This window comes from Methylobacterium litchii (assembly GCF_038442315.1).
Lineage (GTDB): Bacteria > Pseudomonadota > Alphaproteobacteria > Rhizobiales > Beijerinckiaceae > Methylobacterium > Methylobacterium litchii.
The window spans coordinates 30,584-50,451 of record NZ_JBBXMY010000005.1; the positions used below are offsets into that span (position 1 = coordinate 30,584).

At 68.6% G+C, this 19,868-nt stretch carries 15 protein-coding genes; 10 read left to right on the plus strand and 5 right to left on the minus strand.

The annotated features are described in order from the left end of the window. Positions 1-70: 70 nt before the first annotated feature. From AAHF99_RS11220 to AAHF99_RS11245, 6 genes are all read left to right on the plus strand, one after another. Positions 71-1,288: a CaiB/BaiF CoA transferase family protein gene (locus AAHF99_RS11220; protein ID WP_342164379.1), complete on the plus strand. Its 1,218-nt coding sequence runs from the start codon at positions 71-73 to the stop codon at positions 1,286-1,288. Beyond that, positions 1,285-2,208, plus strand: a complete 924-nt coding sequence (locus tag AAHF99_RS11225; protein ID WP_342164380.1) for a hydroxymethylglutaryl-CoA lyase — start codon at positions 1,285-1,287, stop codon at positions 2,206-2,208. The genes AAHF99_RS11220 and AAHF99_RS11225 overlap by 4 nt, the downstream gene beginning before the upstream one ends. 104 nt (positions 2,209-2,312) lie before the next feature. Then, positions 2,313-3,635 (plus strand): MFS transporter, encoded by a 1,323-nt coding sequence (locus tag AAHF99_RS11230; protein WP_342164381.1) that lies wholly within the window; start codon positions 2,313-2,315, stop codon positions 3,633-3,635. Between the two features lie 75 nt (positions 3,636-3,710). Next, complete coding sequence (locus tag AAHF99_RS11235) at positions 3,711-4,211, plus strand: DUF427 domain-containing protein (protein WP_412759872.1); 501 nt, start codon at positions 3,711-3,713, stop codon at positions 4,209-4,211. A 156-nt stretch (positions 4,212-4,367) separates the two neighbouring features. After that, a complete protein-coding gene (locus AAHF99_RS11240) occupies positions 4,368-5,669 on the plus strand; it encodes an alpha/beta fold hydrolase (protein ID WP_342164384.1) in 1,302 nt (433 codons plus the stop codon). A gap of 110 nt (positions 5,670-5,779) precedes the next feature. Next, positions 5,780-5,938 (plus strand): CsbD family protein, encoded by a 159-nt coding sequence (locus AAHF99_RS11245; RefSeq protein WP_342164386.1) that lies wholly within the window; start codon positions 5,780-5,782, stop codon positions 5,936-5,938. Here AAHF99_RS11245 and AAHF99_RS11250 read toward each other — a convergent pair. Next, on the minus strand, positions 5,935-9,198 hold the full coding sequence (locus tag AAHF99_RS11250; protein WP_342164388.1) for a rhamnosyltransferase WsaF family glycosyltransferase: 3,264 nt from the start codon (positions 9,196-9,198) through the stop codon (positions 5,935-5,937). The two genes, AAHF99_RS11245 and AAHF99_RS11250, sit on opposite strands and share 4 nt — an antisense overlap. A gap of 620 nt (positions 9,199-9,818) precedes the next feature. Here AAHF99_RS11250 and AAHF99_RS11255 point away from each other — a divergent pair. Next, positions 9,819-10,391 (plus strand): cell wall hydrolase, encoded by a 573-nt coding sequence (locus tag AAHF99_RS11255; protein WP_342164389.1) that lies wholly within the window; start codon positions 9,819-9,821, stop codon positions 10,389-10,391. Between the two features lie 27 nt (positions 10,392-10,418). Here the strand turns inward: AAHF99_RS11255 and AAHF99_RS11260 are convergent, their stop codons facing one another. Beyond that, positions 10,419-10,799, minus strand: a complete 381-nt coding sequence (locus AAHF99_RS11260; protein ID WP_342164390.1) for a VOC family protein — start codon at positions 10,797-10,799, stop codon at positions 10,419-10,421. Positions 10,800-11,057: 258 nt separating this feature from the next. On the opposite strand from AAHF99_RS11260, the gene AAHF99_RS11265 reads away from it, so the two are divergent. Continuing rightward, positions 11,058-13,133, plus strand: a complete 2,076-nt coding sequence (locus tag AAHF99_RS11265; RefSeq protein ID WP_342164391.1) for a PAS domain-containing protein — start codon at positions 11,058-11,060, stop codon at positions 13,131-13,133. 30 nt (positions 13,134-13,163) lie between these two features. Here the strand turns inward: AAHF99_RS11265 and AAHF99_RS11270 are convergent, their stop codons facing one another. Next, complete coding sequence (locus tag AAHF99_RS11270) at positions 13,164-14,954, minus strand: thiamine pyrophosphate-requiring protein (RefSeq protein WP_342164392.1); 1,791 nt, start codon at positions 14,952-14,954, stop codon at positions 13,164-13,166. A gap of 154 nt (positions 14,955-15,108) precedes the next feature. On the opposite strand from AAHF99_RS11270, the gene AAHF99_RS11275 reads away from it, so the two are divergent. Beyond that, entirely contained in the window at positions 15,109-16,101 is a 993-nt protein-coding gene (locus AAHF99_RS11275; protein WP_342164394.1) for a DUF808 domain-containing protein, read from the plus strand. Between the two features lie 56 nt (positions 16,102-16,157). On the opposite strand, the gene AAHF99_RS11280 is transcribed toward AAHF99_RS11275, so the two are convergent. After that, positions 16,158-17,345 (minus strand): flagellin N-terminal helical domain-containing protein, encoded by a 1,188-nt coding sequence (locus tag AAHF99_RS11280; RefSeq protein ID WP_342164395.1) that lies wholly within the window; start codon positions 17,343-17,345, stop codon positions 16,158-16,160. Positions 17,346-17,952: 607 nt separating this feature from the next. Between AAHF99_RS11280 and AAHF99_RS11285 the strand changes: the two genes are divergently transcribed. Further along, positions 17,953-18,654, plus strand: a complete 702-nt coding sequence (locus AAHF99_RS11285; protein ID WP_342164396.1) for a sugar transferase — start codon at positions 17,953-17,955, stop codon at positions 18,652-18,654. A 23-nt stretch (positions 18,655-18,677) separates the two neighbouring features. Here the strand turns inward: AAHF99_RS11285 and AAHF99_RS11290 are convergent, their stop codons facing one another. Continuing rightward, positions 18,678-19,619 (minus strand): helix-turn-helix domain-containing protein, encoded by a 942-nt coding sequence (locus AAHF99_RS11290; protein ID WP_342164397.1) that lies wholly within the window; start codon positions 19,617-19,619, stop codon positions 18,678-18,680. Positions 19,620-19,868: the final 249 nt, after the last annotated feature.

Consider the following 19,868-nt stretch of genomic DNA (forward strand, 5'->3'; position numbering starts at 1 on the left):
CGCGCATGACGTTTAGACCCACCCGGCCGGATGAACTATTCTGCCATCAATCAATGATGGAGGAGCGCTCATGGCAAGCTCGGCAACCGCCCAGTCCCAGGGTCCGCTCGCTGGAATCCGCGTTCTCGAACTCGGCCAGCTGATCGCGGCACCGTTCGCCACCAAGATCCTCGCCGAATTCGGCGCCGAGGTCATCAAGGTCGAGCCGCCGAACGACGGCGACCCCCTGCGCAAGTGGCGCAAGATGCACGAGGGCACCTCGCTCTGGTGGTATCTGCAGTCTCGCAACAAGAAGTCGATCGCGATCAACCTGAAATCGCCGGACGGCCTCGCGGTCGTGAAGGATCTCGTGCGCAGCGCCGACGTGGTCGTCGAGAACTTCCGCCCCGGCGGCCTGGAAAAGCTCGGCCTCGGCTGGGACGTGCTGCAAGCGCTGAACCCGAAGCTGGTGATGGTCCGCATCTCCGGCTACGGCCAGACCGGCCCCTATCGCGACCGGCCGGGCTTCGGTGCCATCGGCGAGTCGATGGGCGGCATCCGCTTCACCACCGGCAGCCCGGATTCCCCGCCCGCCCGCGTCGGCGTGAGCATCGGCGACACCCTCGCCTCGCTGCACGGGGTGATCGGCGCCCTCATGGCGCTGCTCCACGTCAAGACCGGCGGCGGCGCGGGTCAGGTGATCGACGTCTCGCTCGTGGAGAGCGTGTTCAACGTCATGGAAAGCCTCGTCCCGGAATACGACCTGCTGGGCGAGGTCCGCACCCGCACCGGCGGGGCGCTGCCGGGCATCACGCCCTCGAACACCTATCCCACGAAGGATGGCGGCTACGTCGTCATCGCCGGCAATTCGGACCCGATCTTTAGGCGCTTGATGAATGCCATCGGCCGCCCGGATCTCGCCGAGGACCCGTCCCTGCGCGGCAATGACGGCCGGAGCGCCGTGGCGGGGATGCTCGACGGGGTGATCGCCGACTGGACGAAGGCACGCAGCGTCGAGGAGGCCCTGGAGGTCCTCGACGCCGCCGACGTGCCGGCGGGCCGCATCTACTCAGTCGCCGACATCGTGGCCGACCCGCATTACGCCGCCCGCGACATGATCCTGGAGGCGGAACTGCCCGGCGGGACAACCGTGAAGATGCCGGGCATCGTGCCCAAGCTCTCCGGCACGCCGGGTTCGGTGCGCTGGCAGGGCCCGGCGCTCGGCGCCCACACGGACGACGTCCTGGCCGATCTCGGCCGCGATTCCGAGACCATCGCGCGCCTGCGCCGCGAGGGAGCCGTCCAATGAGCGGGGATGCCATGCTGATCCAGGAAGTCGCCACCCGCGACGGGTTCCAGATCGAGCCCGTCTTCGTGGAGACCGCCGACAAGATCGCCCTGATCGACGCCCTCTCGGCCGCCGGCTTCTCGCGGATCGAGGTCTCGTCCTTCGTCTCGCCGAAGGCCGTGCCTGCGCTGCGCGACGCCGCCGAGGTCTTCGCCGGGATCACCCGCCGGCCGGGCACGGTCTACGTGGCGCTGGTGCCGAACCCCAAGGGCGCCGAGCGGGCGCTCGCCGCCAAGGTGAACGAGATCAACCTCGTCGCCTCGGTGAGCGAGACCCACAACCGCGCCAACATGGGCATGACGCCCGCCGCCTCGATCGAGGGCTTCGGCAAGATCATGGCGGCGGTGAAGGGCTCCGGCGTCTCCACCAACGCCACCGTCGCCACGGCCTTCGGCTGCCCCTTCGAGGGCGACCAGCCCGCCGACAAGGTCATGGCGCAGGTGGAGCGCTACCTCGCGCTGGGCATCGAGAACGTCACCCTCGCCGACACGACCGGCATGGCCAACCCGAGGCAGGTCGAAAGCCTCGTCGCGCGGGCGCTGACCATGGTGCCGGCCTCGAACCTGACGCTCCACTTCCACAACACGCGCGGCCTCGGCCTCGCCAACGTGCTGGCCGCCTACACGGTCGGCGCGCGCCGGTTCGATGCGGCGCTCGGCGGGCTCGGCGGCTGTCCCTTCGCGCCGGGGGCCACGGGCAACATCTGCACCGAGGATCTCGCCAACATGGCGGCGGAGATGGGCATCGCGACGGGCCTCGACCTCGAAGCCCTGATCGCCCTCTCCCGCGATCTCCCCCGCCTCGTCGGGCACGACGTGCCGGGGCAGGTCGCCAAGGCGGGGCGTCCTTCCGACCTTCACCCGATCCCGCAGGCCGCCTGAGGCCTCCCCCCCCCCCGCAAACCCCGTCCCGACCGGACGCCGCCAGAGAAGCGGCGCCGGGCGGCACGCGGGCGCATGCCGCCCGAAGTCTTGGAGGAAATAAGATGAGCGCCGTCACCACCAGCCCGCTCGCGGGCGCGGCCGAAGTCACGGAGAGCAGCGTGGTCCGCAAGGCCGCGTGGCGGCTGATGCCGCTGATCATGATCTGCTACATGTTCGCGTTCTTCGACCGCATCAACATCAGCTTCGCGAAGTTCCAGCTCCAGAGCGATCTCGGCTTCAGCAACGTCGCCTACGGGCTCGGCGCGAGCATGTTCGTGATCGGCTACGTGATCTTCGAGGTGCCCTCGAACCTGTTCCTCTACAAGGTCGGGGCGCGGCGCTGGATCGCCCGCATCATGATCTCCTGGGGCATCGCCACGGCGCTCATGGTGTTCATCAGCACCGAGTGGCAGTTCTACGCCCTGCGCTTCCTCATCGGCGCCATGGAGGCCGGCTTCGCGCCGGGCATCCTCTACTACCTCACCCTGTGGTTCCCGGCCTCGTTCCGCGGCCGCGTCACCTCCTTCATGTTCGTCGCCTCGGCCTTCTCCGGCATCTTCGGCGCCCCCGTGGCGGGCCTCATCCTCGGCGGGCTCAACGGCGTGGCAGGTCTCGCCGGCTGGCAATGGCTGTTCCTGGCCGGCGGCCTGCCCTGCCTCCTCCTCGGCGTGCTGGTGTTCCTGCGCCTCGACGACCAGATCTCCGACGCGCGCTGGCTGACACAGCAGGAGAAGGATCTCCTCGCCTCGAAGATCGCCCACCACAACCGCGATATCGGCGACCATTCCCTCTGGGGCGCGATCAAGCTGCCGGGCTTCCTGCTCATCGCGCTGGTCTACTTCCTGCTGCAGATCGGCTCCTACGGCCTGAACTTCTGGGGGCCGGACCTCATCAAGACCGCCACGGGCGGGTCGGCGGCCTCGGTCGGCTTCCTCACCGCCATCCCCTACATCTGCGGCGCGATCAGCATGGTCGTCGTCGGGCGCCTGTCCGACGCCTCGGGCGAGCGGCCGAAATTCGTCGCCGGCCTCGCCATCGCGGCGGCCCTCGGCTTCTTCGCCGCCGGCCTGTTCGACAAGCAGATCGTGCCCCTGATGATCGCCCTGGCCCTGGTCGGCTCCGGCATCGTCGCCTCGATCCCGACCTTCTGGACCCTGCCGGCCAAGCTCGTGACCGGCGTCGGCGCGGCGGGCGGCATCGCCCTCATCAACACGCTCGGCCAGTTCGGCGGCATCGTCAGCCCGGTGGCGGTCGGCTGGGTGAAGGACCTCACCGGCTCCACCACCCCGGCCCTCTACGGGATCGGCGTGCTCTGCCTCGTCGCGGCGGCGCTGCTCCTGTTCGCCACCCCGGCGAGCCTGCGCCGGAACGATCGCGGTCTCTGACCCCCGCGCCGCATCCTCCTCCGGATGCGGCGCCCTACATGGCCCTGCGGCGCTCCTCACAGGACCCGCATGGCCATGGCATCCTATCCGAACCCCCTTCCCGTCGGCCCCGGCCAGGAAAGCGTGTGGGATTACCCGCGCCCGCCGCGGCTGGAATCCGTGCCGGAGCGCCTGCGCATCGTCTTCGACGGCATGACCATCGCCGACACCACGCGCGGCTGGCGGGTGCTGGAGACGAGCCACCCGCCGACCTACTACATCCCGCCGGAGGACATCGCCCCCGGCAGCCTCGCCCGGATCGCCAGCGGCAGCTTTTGCGAATGGAAGGGCCGGGCGATCCATTTCGACGTGGTCGGCCCGACCCGCCGGGCGCCGCAGGCGGCCTGGGCCTACCCGACCCCGACCCCGGACTTCGCGCCAATCGCCAACCACGTCGCCTTCTACGCGGCGCCGATGGAGTCCTGCCATGTCGGCGACGACCTCGTGACGCCCCAGCCCGGCGGCTTCTACGGCGGCTGGATCACCCCCCGCATCGTCGGCCCGTTCAAGGGCGGACCCGGTAGCCAGGGCTGGTGAAGGGCTGTATCCGTCGTGCCGCACCCGGCCGTATTGAGGCGACCGGTCCTGATCGTTCATTGACGGTCTAGGCTGCAATTGCCGATAATGTCCGACTTGTGACGGTGGTTTACGACGTGTTTTTGGTCCGTCACGCACGAAGTCAGAGCTGAAATTATGCAAACCGACGCGATGAGCGCCGGGCCGGAGCGGGTCTGCGAGCCCGTCCGGACAACAACCATCGCATTCACGCCGCCCTTGACCTCCCGGGAGCCGACCGGGCCCGTCGCGCGGCGCCTGCTGTTCTACGTGCCGGGCTACGATCCCGATTCCGAGCGCCGCTACCGCACCCTGTTCCTGCGGGAAATCACCCGCTACGCCAAAGTGTTCGGCGTCCCGATGCCGAAGGTCGGCTGCCCGACGGTGAGCGAGGACGGCAACCGCCAGAGCTGGGTCGTCGAGACCGGGGGCGGCCGCACCCGCACGGAGTACGAACTCCTCCTGTGGAGCGACCTCGTCCGCCGGGACATGGGCAAGCCGCGCGTCGTCGGGATCGGCCTCAACGCCTGGGCGACCCTGAACTTCGCCCTCAACGGCACGCTGGCTGGCCTCTACCGCACCAGCTGGAAATGCGCGAACGTGATGGTGTACCCGTTCGTCGGGTCGCTCCTGCTGCTGATGGCGCTCCTCGTGGCGAGCTTCGCCGGGCATGGGGTGCTGCACCACGGGTTCGGCCTGCCGGGCTGGTTCGCCCTGCTGGCGGGGATCGTCGCCAGCTTGGTCGGCCTGAGGTTTCTGGCGCCGCGCCTCGACCGCGCCTTCCTCTGGCAGTTGATGCACGATTGCGTCTTCCACTGGCAGCACGCGTGCGGGAAACGCCCGGATTACGACGCGCGGGTGGAGGCCTTCACCGCGCACATGCGCGCCCGCATCCGCGAGAGCCAAGCCGACGAGGTGATGATCGTCGGCCACTCGACCGGCGGCCTGACCGCCGTCGAACTCGCCGTCCGCCTCCTCGGCGAAGACCCGACCCTCGGGGAGGCCGGCGGCCCGGTCCTCTCGCTCCTGACCCTCGGCTCCTGCCTGCCGATCGTGGCCCTGCAGCCCGACGCCCGCGCCACGCGGGCGGCGGTGGCGCAGCTCGTGACCTCGCGGCGGCTGACCTGGGTCGATTTTCAGGCGCCGCAGGATTGGATGAACTTCCCCGGCTTCAACCCGGCCCGCGACCTGCCCCTCGGCCTGTCCGAGGGCGAGATGGCCAACCCGATCATCCGCTCGGCCAAGTTCGCCGAGATCATCAACCGGCAGACCTACGAGCGCATCCGCCTGCGGCCCTTCCGCATGCATTTCCAGTTCCTGATGGCGAACGACCATGCCGGCGTGTTCGACATCTTCGCCTTGACCCTCGGCCCCCGCAGCCTGCGCGACCGGGTCCTCTCCGAGGATGCCTCGCTCCTCGACGCGCCCGCGACCGCCTGACCGGCCCCGCATTCGGCACGCCATCACCGGTACAATCTCACCATTGAAGGCGCATTGTGTTGGCACATCTCCCTGTCGAACAGGGTTGCCTCGCACAGGACGCGTCGCCCATGGCCGAAGACAAGGACAAGCCGTCCGCAAACCATCTCAAGGGTTCGGTGAAGGAGGCCATCGGCAAGCTCACCGGCGACACACGGATCGCGGAAGAGGGCCAGCGCGAGAAGCAGGGCTCCAAGACCTCTCCGGGTAAGGCGGACCGAGGGGCCTAATGCAGGCGCAGGGACTCCGCGTAGCCGGCCGCGCGCCCCTCGACGGTGGCGCGGTTGTGCCGCTTGCGCGCCGCGAGGTCCCGCGCGGCGAGAGCGTGGCGGAAGGCGAAATCCTCGTCGCGCGCATCCATCGCGGCGATGGCGGCCTTGGGCTCGGGATGGAGATCCATGCCGAAATGCCGCCCCCAGAACGCGCCCTCGGTCCGCGCGGTGGCGGCGTGCCGGGTCCATGCGATCGGGTGTGAGTGGAAGACGACGGCCTCGTTCACGTAGGCCTTCTGAAAGCCCGCCCGCAGCATCTCGTCGGCCCAGACCTGATCCTCGCCCCACAGGATCTCGGGATAGGGCAGGACCGCCCAGGCGGCCCGCGCCATGGCGGAGTTGTTGTCGGAATAGAACTGCCGCACCCGGCGCCACAGGCTGCCGCCGGGATGAAAGAAGCTCGGCAGGCCGGTCTCGCGGTCGATGACCGGCGGCAGCAGGGCGAGGGCGTCGAACATCTCGGTCAGGTCGCGGCGGGTGAAGGCGTCGTGCTCGGGATAGGCCTCGTGCCGGCCGATCACGCCGGCCACCCGCGACCCGCGGTCGAAGCCCGAGATCAGGTAGGCAAGCCACAGATCGTTCCGGGGCAGGGCATCCTGCGTGAGGATCGCGACGAAGGTCCCGTCCGTCAGTTCGATGCCGCGGTTGCGCGTCCGCCCATGCTGGAACTCCGCGTTCGGGATCGTCTCCAGCCGCAGGCGGGGGTCCCGGCGGCGGCGGACGAGATCGGGGGTGCCGTCCGTCGAGCCGCTGTCGATGACGAGCAGGTCGTAGGGGAAGGCGCAGCGCTGGCCGAGGACGGCATCGAGGACGCGCGCGAATTCGGGGCCTGCGTCGAAGGTCGGGATGAACACCGACACCCGGCGCCCGCGATGGACGCTCGGCGCGAGGCACCGCTCCGGCTCGACGGACCTGAAGCCGCGCTCCCCCAGCCGCTCGAACAGGGCGGCCTCGACCATCCGCGCGCTCCGCGCCCAGGACGTGATCGCCACGAAGTCGCGGCCCTTCCGCCGCTGCCGCTCCCGGCGCTGCGGATCGGCCATCAGCGCCTCGATCGCGTCGGCGATGGCGTGGGGCAGGGGCTTGGCGAGGCTCACCTCGCCGTCGCGGAAGATCGCGCGGGTGCTCGGCGCGTCGATCTCCACCACCGGCAGGTCGCAGGCCATCATCTCCAGCGGGATCAGCGAATAGTTTGTCGCCGAGAAGACGAGCCCGATGTCGCTGTCCCGGTACAGGTCGCCTAGCGCCTCCGGGCTCAGGATGCCGTGCTGCGTATGGGGGAAGTCGTACGGGACGGCGAGGTCGGCCTCGCCGAACAGGTCGGCGTGGAAGGCGACGCCCCGCCGGTGCAGGTCCTCCAGCGCGGCGAGCCCGAGGCCGACCGCACGGCGCGGCGTGTAGCCCCTGGCATAGAACGCGATGCGCAGGACCTTCTGCGGCACGTTCCGCGCCGGCCCCGGATAATAGACCTCGTGGTCGGCACAGAGGTCCCAGTTTCGGGCCCAGAGGCCGCGCGCGCTCATCAGGTCGGTCAGCCACCGTCCGGCGCAGAGGGTGGGGAAGCCGAAATCGTAGGTCGATTCCGCCAGGAGTTGCAGCTCTCCCATCGGATGGAAGCTCGGCTCGTAATCCTGCACGAAATAGAACCGCTCCTTGAAGTTCCGCGCCTCGGCGGCGGGGAAGGCGGTCCAGCAATCGGTGACGATCAGGCGATCGCCCGCCAGTTCGCGCACGTCCTCCGGCAGGAAGCGGACATGGACCTTCTCGCCGATGGGTCTGTACCAGTCCCGGATCGCCGTCCTGGCGGCGGCCTGGTCGCGGAAGGTGACGGCGTTCTGGATCCAGATCGTCTGATGGTGCCCGAACTCCTCCAGGCGCTCGACCATGCGGAAGATCGTCATGTGTCCGCCCGCGCCACGGCCGAAGGAGGGGATGATCCAGTGGATGTCGAGGGCCCGCGCGTTGTGGATCCGGGCGAGGGGGGCAAGGGGCTGGAGCGGGCGGCGGGCGATGCGTGGGGTGTCGCGCTGCCATCGCGCCGGCACGGTGGCAGCGGAATCCTCCCGCAAAGGAAGCCCGGCCAAGGGCGCCGGCTGCGCCCGGCGGGGCGTGATGTAGCTGACGACCCGGCTTCCCGACGCGCGGACCATGATCGGCAATAGTCGTTCGAGGACGTGGGCGAAGGTCGCGTCGAGCTGGCCGCGCTCGTCCTCGAAGCGTTCGAAGGTGCCATAGGCCTCGACGAGGGGCCGCAGCGGCGCCGTGCGGTACCACGCCATCGCGCCGGCCGGGTAATCGCCGCCCCGCCAGGGGAAGCCGTCATGGCCGAGCTGGCGCAACGCCGCATCGATCCTGTCGGCATTGGCCTCCTCCGCCGTGAAGCGCCGGATCATGTGGAAGTTTCGCGGGAACAGGCATCCGAGATCGGGGGCGTCCGCGAAGGCCCGCAGGATCGTCGTGACGAGGGCGGGCGATCCCATCGTCTGGTCGAACAGGTAGCGGCGCCAATCGTCGCCCCAGGCGACATGCGGACTGCGCTTCGTGTGGACGTGGAGCAGGATGTCGTAATCGAACCACAGGTCCCGGCACCCGACGAGGAGCGGGCCGAGGTCGCGCCCCCGGTTCGGGACCACGCGGACCTCATACCGCCCGTTCCGCCAGTCCCGCCGGCAGACGTTCTCGACGAACACCCGGTCGGCTTCGGAGACGACCGTGATGACGGCCACCGCCATGGGCGGCAGCGAGCGCAAGCGCGGCAGCAGCTCCCCGATCAGTTCGGGGTAGTAGCAATGCGCGTGGACGGCGAGCGTGAGGCCCGCCATGTCCTCCTCCGGCAGGGTGAATACGGGATCCAGCACGATCCCGTTCGCCCCGTAGCCGGGGGCGCCCATTCGGTCGGCGATCCGGACGCGATGCACGAGAGGATTGGTGTAGGGCGGGCGGCTCCTCATGATCTCGCGCTTGTATTCGTAGATGTCGAAACCGGGCGCGGGATCGCGATCCTCGTGTTGTCCGTGGGCGATGAAGTGTTCGTACGGCCTCATTCCCGATCCCGCGACATCGGGATTCATGGAACGGTAGAACGCTTCATCGAAATGCTTGCGGAAGAGTGCCGCCACCTCGGGGCCGACGTTCGAAGGCGATCCCACCCGCTCCGCCCACCCGTAGCTGCCGTACCACGCGATGCAGAGCTCGGCGGGATTGGCATCGGGTGTCATCCTGTCCCGATGCGCCTCGCAGAAGGCATCGACGTCGAAGGCCGGGCTCGGAACCCTTCGTTCCCGCGCGCCAAATTTCAGGTAATGGACAAGGGGGTTCAGCCCCGATCTTTGGACATCGGGGTATTTGGTGAGGTAGAAAATCGAACTGAAAAAGCGGGATGGATCGTAACCGTGTTTCCATCCCCGCTTGCAGAAATGCCTGACCCCGTCGAGACCTGCACGAAGCCCATATCGGCTGAGATAGAACTCTTCGTCGAAGAGCGCGCTCGCTCGGACTAGGGATAATTCCAGATCACCGCGCCTAAATAGAACCAGATTTTCGAATATTCCCATGTCTTTCGTCCGGACGCACCCCAATACATTCGCTATTCGTCATGATCTTACTCAGACAGAAGGCGCGAATGTTCTGCGGCTCGCGAGAGCGATTTGCAAGCAGGGAAATTGGGGACAAGCCGCCGGGATGGCGGATTTCGGTTCGTTCAGCGAGGCCGGACGCCACGAACCTTCGCCACATCATCGCCCAGAAGTGGCGGTTAAGCTCGACCGTAGACGAGACGTTGAGGCCCCATCGAGCAACCCGGGAGCGGAGCCTCCCTGGCAGAGGACAGCGAAGCCGCATGCAACGTGCCGAGGCGATCTCTTCGACAGCGCGGATCGGAATCCTGCTCCTGGGCGCCGGGTTGAGCGCCTGCAACTCCGTGAATCCCACCGCCACGGGCGGGCTCGCCATCCAGAGAACCGCCCTTCAGGTCACCGACGAGGAGCGCGATTGCCTCGGGCGGGCCATGTATTTCGAATCGAAGCGGAACGACGCCGAGGGCCTGCTCGCCGTGGGCACGGTCGTGATGAACCGGATGGAAGCCGCGATGTTTCCGGGCGGCATCTGCGCGGTGGTGGGCCAGCCCGGCCAGTTCGCCAGCGGCGTGCTCACGAAGCCGATGCAGGAGAAGGACCTCGACAAGATCGCCGAGGTGGCCGATGCGGTCCTGGCCGGCGAGCGGCATCCCAAGGTCGGGAAGGCGATGTTCTTCCACACCGCCGGCTATCACTTCCCCTACAAGAACATGCATTACGTGGCGGCGGCCGGGGGCAACGTCTTCTACGAGAAGACGCCCCGGACGCAGACCTCCACCCCCTTCGCGGCGACGCCGATCCCGGTCGCCGCCGCCGAGCCGCCCGCCGCCCGATAGGGCCGGCGCGCGACCTTCCCTGTCCGCTCAGCCGAGGCGGTGGAGGGCGCAGAGCTTGTTGCCATCCGGATCGCGGAGATAGGCGAGGTAGAGCCGCCCGGCGGAGCCGTTGCGCTCGCCCGGCGGGTCCTCGACGGCGGTTCCGCCGTTCTCGGTCCCGGCCCGGTGCCACGCATCGGCCTCCTCCGGCGAGGCCACGCCGAAGCCGATGGTCCCGCCGTTGCTCACGGTGGCCGGCTCCCCGTCGATGGGCTTGCTGATCATGAACAGCGCCCCGCGATGGAAGTAGAGCACGCGGCCCAGGGGATCCTCCTGGCCCGGCTTGCCGCCCATGGCGGCGAACAGGGCATCGTAGAAGGCCTTCGACCGGGCCATGTCGTTGGTACCGACCATCACGTGGCTGAACACGGGCATTCTCCTCCTGTGGTTCCCACCTCAGCTAGCTGCCCGGCGCGCGAGATCAACCGTCGGTGGCATAGACAAGTCCAGGCGGGTGGCGGCGACGGAGCGGCGGCTTTGACAAGCTCGGCCACTCGTGAGACCGCTCGTTGAGGTAGCGCGCCGGAGGGTGGGCTCCCCGGTCTGCCTCGAAGGGGCCTTCCTTTACTGCGACCGTGCCACGCTTCGAATCGGCGGGCGCGATCCCGAGCGGCCCGGCGGGTCCCGATGCACGAGAGACCGAACGCGACGATGTGCATCCCGGTCTGCCTGATGGACGGTGGCGCGACGGGGCTGGCCCTGCGGGAGCTCGATTGGGCCAAGTCCCCCCTCGGCGATCCCGCGACCTGGCCGGCGAGCCTCGCGACACTCGTGGGCGTCATGCTCGGCGCGCACCAGCCGACCTTCATCCTCTGGGGGCCAGAGCGACGGCTCCTCTACAACGACGCCTATGCCCGGCTCATCGGGGCAGCGCATCCGGCCGCCCTCGGCCGCGATTACCGCGAGGTCCGGCACGCGGTCGCGCCGGATCTGGAACCCCTCCTGGCCGAGGCCTGGGCCGGCCGTGCCGTCCACGCGGACGGCCCGCGCGGCCCCTGGGCCTGCCTGTCCTGCGTGCCCGTCCGCAATGCGGCCGGGGGCGTGGACGGATTGTACGGCACCTGTACCGAGGGCGCCGGCCACGCGCTCGGCGAAAGCCGCCGCCGCGAGACCGAGGAACGGCAATCCTTCCTCCTCGCCCTCAGCGATGCGCTCCGGCCCCTGAGCACGCCGGCCGAGATCGTCGAGATGGCCTCCCATCGTCTCGGCGCGCGGGTCGGCGCGAGCCGCGTCTTCTACGCCGAGATCGCCGGCAGCCTGATGACGGTCGAGCGCGAGTACATCGACGGCGTCGGCACCATCATCGGCAAGCACTCGCTGGCGGCCTTCGGGCCCGACCTCCTGACCGCCTATCGCGACGGCGGGGTCGTCGCCGTCGAGGACGTGCCCTCGGACCCCCGGTTCAATCCCGAGGCGCGCGCGGGCCTGGGCTCGCGCGAGGTCGGGGCCTTCGTCGACGTCGTGCTGTTCCGGGGCGAGGAATGGGTCGGCCTGCTGGCGGTGCAGAGCGCGGTCCCGCGCGCCTGGACCCCGGAGGAGGGGTCGCTGATCCGGGAGGTGGGCGAGCGCGTCAAGACCGCGATCGAGCGCGCCCGCGCCGAGGTCGCCCTGCGCGAGAGCGAGGAGCATCTGGCGGCGATCTTCGCGGGCGCCTCCGTCGGCCTGTCGGAGGTCGATGCCGAGGGCCGCTTCCTGCGGGTCAACACCGAACTGTGCCGCATCCTCGGTCGCCCGGCGGAGGAATTGCTGCAACTCGGCGTCGCCGACGTGACCGATCCCCTCTCGGTCCCGCAGAGCGCGGCGACGCTGGCGCAGGCCGTCGAGACCGGGTATGGCGCCGGCCTCGACAAGATCTACCGCCGCCCCGACGGCACGCCGGTCTGGGCGAGCAGCAGCATCCGGCGGATGGACGACGCGCAGGGCCGTTTCAGGAACCTGCTGATCGTCACCGTGGATCTCAGCGAGCGCCGGGAGGCCGAGCAGCGGCTGGCCGAGAGCGAGCGCCGGCTCCAGCACCTCAACGAAACCCTGGAACAGCAGGTCTCCGAGCGCACCGCCGAGCGCAACCTGTTCGCCACGATCGTCGAACGGACCGACATCATGGTGATGGCGGTCGATCTGACCTACACCATCCTGGCCATCAACCGAGCGAATGCCGACGAGTTCGCGCGCATCTACGGCGTGCGGCCGAAGGTCGGCGACAACATGCTCGACCTCCTGGCCGACCAACCCGAGCATCAGGCCCAGGTGAAGGCCGGGTGGGGGCGGGGGCTCGCGGGCGAGCGCGAGCGGGAGGAGGGGCTGGCCCCCCTCGGCTGCGGACAGAGCATCCTCGTCGTGGAGGACAATGTCGGGGTCGGCCAGTTCGCGACGCAGATCCTGGAGGACCTGGGCTACCGGCCGACCTGGGCCGGCAACGCAGAGGAGGCCCTGGAAAGGCTCGGCGACGACGGGAACGGGTTCGATCTGGTGTTCTCGGACGTCGTGATGCCGGGCATGGGCGGGGTCGCCCTCGCCCGGGAGTTGCAGGGGCGCCTGCCTCACCTGCCGGTGATCCTCACCTCGGGCTACAGCCACATCCTCGCACAGGAGAGCGATCATGGCTTCGCCCTGCTGCACAAGCCCTATTCGGCCGAACAGCTCGGCCGCATCCTGCACCGGGTGCTCGGCATCCGGCTCGCGCTGGCGGCCCCGGCGGCCTGAGTCCGGGCCGGCGCCGGCGCCGGCGCGAACCTATTTCCGGTCGCCGGGCAGGACCGCGCTCAGCATCTGCCGGGCGGTGTCCACGAGCAGGTGGCGCTCCTTCGGATCGCCCTTGCCGAGCATCGACATGAAGCTCTTCACTTGGTCCAGGGTGAAGAAGGGCGGCAGGGGCGGCACCTCGGGGTCGGTCTTCACCTCCAGCACCACCGGCACGGGGCTCGCCAGCGCTTCGTCCCAGGCGGCGCCGACCTGGGACGGGTCATCGACGTAGATCCCCTTCAGGCCGATCAGCTCCGCGAACTTGTGGTAGGGCACGTTCGGGATGGTCTGGCTCGCCTCGAATTTCGGGTTGCCCTCCATCACGCGCTGCTCCCACGTGACCTGATTCAAATCCTCGTTGTTGAACACGCAGCAGACGAAGGTCTGGTTCGACCAGCGGTGCCGGTACTTCGCCACCGTGATCAGTTCGGCCATGTTGTTCATCTGCATGGCCCCGTCACCGACGAGCGCGATCACCGGCCGGTCGGGATGGGCCACCTTCGCCGCGATGGCGTAGGGCACCGCCGCGCCCATGGAGGCGAGCCCCCCGGAGAGCGAGCACATCTGGCCCCGGCGCATCTTCAGGTCGCGGGCATACCAGTTGACGCAGGAGCCGGAATCCGAGGTCACGATCACCCGCTCGGGCATGCGCGGGGAGAGCTCCCAGGTCACGCGCTGCGGGTTCACCGGGTTGGCCTTGGCCATGGCCCGGTCCTCCGCCTCCTTCCACCACGCGGCGACGCTCTTCTCAATGCCCCTGCGCCAGGAGCCGCCCTCCTTCTTCTGCTCCAGCAGGGGGAGCAGGGCGTTCAGCGTCTCGACCGAGTCGCCGCAGAGCGGCACCTCCATCGGGTAGCGGAGCGACAGCATCGCCGGGGCGATGTCGATCTGCACACCCCGCGCCTGCCCCTCCTCGGGCAGGAACTCGGCCCAGGGGAAGCCGGAGCCGATCATCAGCAGGGTGTCGCAGCCGGCCATCATGTCGGAGGAGGGCTTGGAGCCGAGGAGCCCGATCGTACCGGTCACGAAGGGCAGGTCGTCGGGCAAGGCCGCCTTGCCGAGCAGGGCCTTCGCCACGCCGGCCTGGAGCCGGTCGGCCACCGCGATCACCTCGTCGGTGGCGTGGAGCGCCCCCGCGCCCACGAGGATCGCGACCTTCTTGCCGGCGTTCAGGACGTCGGCGGCCCGGCGCAGGTCGGCCTCGAAGGGCACGACCTTCGGCGCGGTGTAGCCGACGCCCGAGAAGGTGTTGCCGTGCTTGCGCACGGGCGGCTCGTAGGGGACGTCCTGCAGGTCGTTCGGCAGGATGATCGCCGTCACCTTCCGCTCGCCCTTGGCGATGCGCATGGCGCGGTCGACGATGTGCCGGACCTGCGCGGGGGAGGAGGCCTGCTGCACGTAGGCCGTCACGTCCTTGAACACGCTCGTGAGGTCGAGTTCCTGCTGGTAATGGGCGCCGTGGACGTTGCGCGCCTGCTGACCGGCGATGACGAGCATCGGCACATGGTCGGAATAGGCGTCGTACATGCCCGTCAGCAGATGGGTCGCGCCGGGGCCGGAGGTGGCGAGGCACACGCCGACCTCCCCCGTGAACTTGGAATAGGCGCTCGCCATGAAGGCCGCCATCTCCTCGTGGCGGACCTGGATGAACTCGAAGGGCAGATCATTGCGCTGGAGAGAGCCGAGAAGCCCGTTGATGCCGTCGCCGGGATACCCGAAGATCTTGGTCACGCCCCATTCGGCAAGGCGCTTCCAGAAGAAGTCGGCGACGGCCTCTGCCATGGGGGCTCCTTACCTGCGGGCCGCGGCGGCGGCCATTTCGTCCCCGGTAACAACCCGTGGGAAACCCAGTTCCTGGCGGCTTCGTCGTTCGACGGATCAAACCGCGCCGAGGTTCGTCTGTAGGGGGGATCTCACCCCGACGAGGAGACACCGTGTGAGCGTCGGATTGATTGCGCTGCTGGACGACGTGGCTTTCATGGTCAGGACGGCGGCGGCATCCCTGGATGACGTCGCAGGGCAGGCCGCCCGCGCCGGAACCAAGGCGGCGGGCGTCGTCATCGACGATGCCGCCGTCACGCCGCGCTACGTCGTCGGGTTCGCGGCCGAGCGCGAGTTGTCGATCGTCGGCAAGATCGCCCTCGGGTCGATGCGCAACAAGCTCCTGATCCTCCTGCCGGGCGCCCTCGCGCTCAGCGCCTTCGCCCCGTGGTCGATCACGCCGCTGCTGATGCTGGGCGGCGCCTACCTCTGTTACGAGGGGGCCGAGAAGGTGGTCGAGGCCGTCTTTACCCATCACGGCCCGGCCGGCGAGGACGAGGACCAGGGCGGCGCCGGGGGCGATCAGGCGCGGGAGGACCGCCGCGTGGCGAGCGCGATCAAGACCGATTTCATCCTCTCGGCCGAGATCATGGCGATCACCCTGGCCGCCCTGCCGGAGGGCAGTTTCTGGATGCGGGCGGCGGTGCTGGCCCTCGTCGCCATCGGGATCACCGTGGGCGTCTACGGCGTGGTCGCGCTGATCGTGAAGGCCGACGATGCGGGCCTCGCCCTCGCCCGCAGCACGGCGAGGCCGCCGCTGGGGAGCCTGATCCGGGGGCTGGGGCGCGGCGTGGTCCGGGGCATGCCGATCCTGCTCCAGATCCTCTCGGTCATCGGGACGGCGGCGATGATCTGGGTCGGCGGCGGAATCCTGATGCACGGGCTGGAGGGCTATGGCATCGCCGCGCCCGCCCATGTCGCCCATGAGGCCGCCCAGGGCGCGGCCTCGTTCGTCCCCGTCGCCAAGGGCTTCGTCGAGTGGCTGGTCACGGCGGCGGTGTCGGGGGTGATCGGGATGGTCGTGGGCCTCCTGATGATCCCGCTGACGAGCTTCGTCCTCGCGCCGACCTGGAACGCCCTGAAGGGCCTTCGGCACCGCCCGGCGTGAGCCTGTGAAGCGGCCGGGATCGGCCCCGGCCGCTTCGGTTTTCGCCGCGGCCGCGCTTAGCGGAGCAGCTGGAGGATGCCCTGCTGGGCGGTGTTCGCCAGCGAAAGGGCCGAGATGCCCAGCGACTGGCGGGTCGAGAGGGCCTGCGAGTTGGCCGCCTCGGCGTTGAGGTCGGCGTTCGTCAGGTTCGCGGAGCCCGTGTCGAGGACGTTAATCAGGTTCTTCGTGAAGTCCTGGCGGTTCTGAACCACCGACAGGGCCGAGCCGAAGGTCGAGGAATCCGACCGCAGCTGGTTCGACGCCTTGGTCAGGCCGGTCAACGTCGAGTTGATGTCGCTGTTGAGCAGGAAGTTGCCACGGCCGATGGTGCCGGCGACGGACGAGCTGGTGATCGCATTCAGGCCGAGGCCGCTCGAGGTCTCGTCGGTCGCCGTGACCTGGAGGTTCGAGTTACCCTTGGCGTTGAAGTTGATCGTCAGGTTGTTGTTTGTGCCCTTGCCGCCGATCAGGTTCGTGCCGTTGTAGCTCGCGTCGCCGGCGAGCTGGTCGATCTGGGTCAGCAGGCTGTTGTACTGCTTGGCCAGGGCCGAGCGGGCGGAAACGCCGGAGACCGTGAGGTCGGCGCTCTGCGCGACGGCGGTGGTGGCACCGTAGGTGGTGGCCGTGCCGGAACCCGCGGCGAAGCCGATGAGGGTCTGGTCGGCGGTGGTGTTGAATTCGACATCCGAGCTGGCGTTCATGACGAGCTTGGTGCCGGTGGTGTCCTTCGTGAAGCTGCCGGAGCCCACGGCGGTGTTCAGCGCCGTGATCGCCTGATCGATCGTGGCGTTGGCCGGGATCGAGGCGGCGGTCGAGGAACCGTTCACGAACAGGTTGACGGTCGTGGCGGTGGTCGACGTGGCGTAGGCGGTCGAGGCCGTGCCGGTGGTGGTGATCTGGGTCGAGAGGGCCTGGTTGGCGACCGACTTGGCCTGATCGACCAGCTTCTGGATCGAGGTGATGCCCTGGTTGGCGGCCTGGATCGCCTGCACGCCGTTGGAGATGCCGTCGAGCAGGTTCGACAGATCGCCCGACCGCTGGTCGAGGGACTGCGAGGTGAAGAAGGTGACCGGATTGTCGAGGGCCGAGGACACCTTCTTGCCGGTGGCGAGCCGGTTCTGGGTGGTGGCCGTCAGCGACGCCGTGTCCTGCAGGGAGAGCAGGTTCTGGCGGGTGGCAGCGGTGAGCGTGACGCCGTTCGACACTATCGTTGATCCTTACTAGATCATTATACCACCGTTTTTAGTGGCGATTACTTCTAGTCCGCCAACCTCTGCCGATTTGTAAATCGCGGAAATATGTTTTCGGAGACGGATGGCGTGGTTAATTATCCGTGAATGTGTGGTTTCAGACTGAACGGACCAAAACGCCGAGCCAAGTTTTTAGGACATGCAGTCAAATGACGGTTCGCGTTCATCTGCTATTAGGCATGCCGCAGGGGACGCCAAGATTAGGCGACCGAGAAGAGCTGGCCGTGCAAAGCTCAGCTCAAGCGGACAGGACCTAACGCAATGGCGGTGGGGAGACGTACGGACAGGAAGGGCGCTCGACCGAAAGCTGTCTATAGCGCCCGGTGGTCGCAGCGTTTCCAAGACACGGACTTGATCCGCCGCTGGATTGGCCAAGCGAGGCGCAAGCGTCGGAGTGACGCCCAAGCTCGACCCGAAACGACTGCGAGCAACGTCATCTCCCTGACCTGGGATCAGACATTCGGCCGCGTCTCGCGGCGAGGCGATACTCCAAACTAATCGATCGCCTCTCGATCATCGCCAAAACCAAGACCCGACACGGGCCAACCCAGAGGACTGGACCATGCTGCGCGCTGCGCCGATCACCCCTGACGCTGTGGCCCTGGCCTATGTCCCGGCGGAGGCGACGTCCGTTTCGCAGAGCCGCCGGTGGCTGGAATGTTCCGCCAAGCGCGCCATCGATGTGATCGTGGCCGGCGCCGCCCTCGTCCTGCTCCTGCCGCTCCTGGCCCTCGTCGCCGGCGCGGTCTGGGTGGGAGACCGCAAGTCGCCGATCTTCCGGCACAGGCGATTGGGTCGCCAGGGCCGGCCCTTCGGCTGCCTGAAGTTCCGCACCATGGTGGTCGAGGCCGAGGCGGCCTTGGCGGCCCATCTCGTCGCCAACCCGGCGGCGCAGGCCGAGTGGGACGCCACGCACAAGCTCACCCACGATCCGCGCGTGACGGCCATCGGCCGCGTGCTGCGCAAGACGTCCCTCGATGAACTGCCGCAATTGATCAACGTCCTGCGCGGGGACATGAGCCTCGTCGGGCCCCGGCCGATCGTGCAGGCCGAGGTGGCGCGGTACGGGTCGGCCTTCCCCGCCTGCTTCTCCGTGCCGCCCGGCGTCACCGGCCTGTGGCAGGTCTCCGGCCGCTCGGACACGACCTACGAGGAGCGCGTCGCGCTCGATCTCGCCTACGCCGCCGGGTGGAGCCTCAAGCGGGATCTCGTGATCCTGGTCCGGACCGTTCCCGCCGTCTTCGGCCAGCGCGGCAGCCGGTGAGCCGGGAAGCGCCGGCCCCTCGGTCAGCGGGGCCTGACGTCGCGCGGCGCCATCCCGAACCGACGGCGGAACGACCGGCTGAACAGCGACGGATCGGTGAAGCCGCACCGGATCATGATCGTGGCCACGCTTTCGCGCGCCTGCGCCGGATGGGATAGGTAGGCGCGGGCACGGTCGAGCCGGGCGTCACGGATCGTCGCCACGACGCCGTCGCCCTCCGCGAACGCGGCGTAGAGCCGGGTGCGGGACACCTGCAGGCTCCGGCACATCGCCTCCGGCCCGAAATGCGGATCGTGCAGGCCGCGCTCGATATGGACCAGAGCGAGGGAGCGCAACGCCTCGGACGAGACGGGCCCTTCGGATGTGGTGGTGAAGGTCCGGACGAGGTGCAGCGCGCCCTCGATGGCGACCTTCGCCTCGGCCTCGGACATCCGCCCGACCAAACCCGCATAGGTCTGCAGATAGCCCGCGAAGAGGGCGCTGTGCGGGCCGCTCGGGATCACGCGTCCCGCATAGACGTCCGGCTCGCCGACATGGGTACGGAACAGGGAGCGCGACACCCGCAGCCGCACCTCCTCGTAGGCTTCGTACCCGCCGACCTGATAGGGGCGGTGGGCATCGACGAGACTGATATCGCCGGGCACCATCCGCGCGCCGCGATTGCCCTGCTCGAAGTACCCGCTCCCGGACAGGAACATGGCGAGGCTCACCGAATCGTCCTCGTCCCGGCGAATGTGATGCGCCAGCCGCGTCACCCCGACCTGATCGCTTCGCGTGTGGAGCAGGACGCTGTGCGAGGCCCGGGCGATGAAGCGACCGGCCGAGAACGCAGATGCCGGCTTCGTCGTATGGATGTCGACGCCGCTCAGCGCGGAGATCGAATCCCGCCAGTACTCGAAAGCACGGCCCGTCTCGACCTCTTCCGTGCTCTGGACGAACGTTTTGACGAAGGATGGATCGGCCAAAACGCTCGCTCCCGACGACCCGTGCGCGCCTCGTCCCACTGGAAAACCGGCGCCCCATCAATGGCCGGAAGCGGGTTTGGATGCTTGGCCGACAAATTTATTTTATTGGGAGTCTATAGCAATTAATCTGACTGTAGAGCCGGCGCCGCCGCGCGCGCTATACAGTCTACGGGCGGATGGAGACGATCCCTCGCGGACGCGCCGCTCCCGCCCTTTCCGTCCCCGGTCCAATTCTTGCTCGCCCGATGG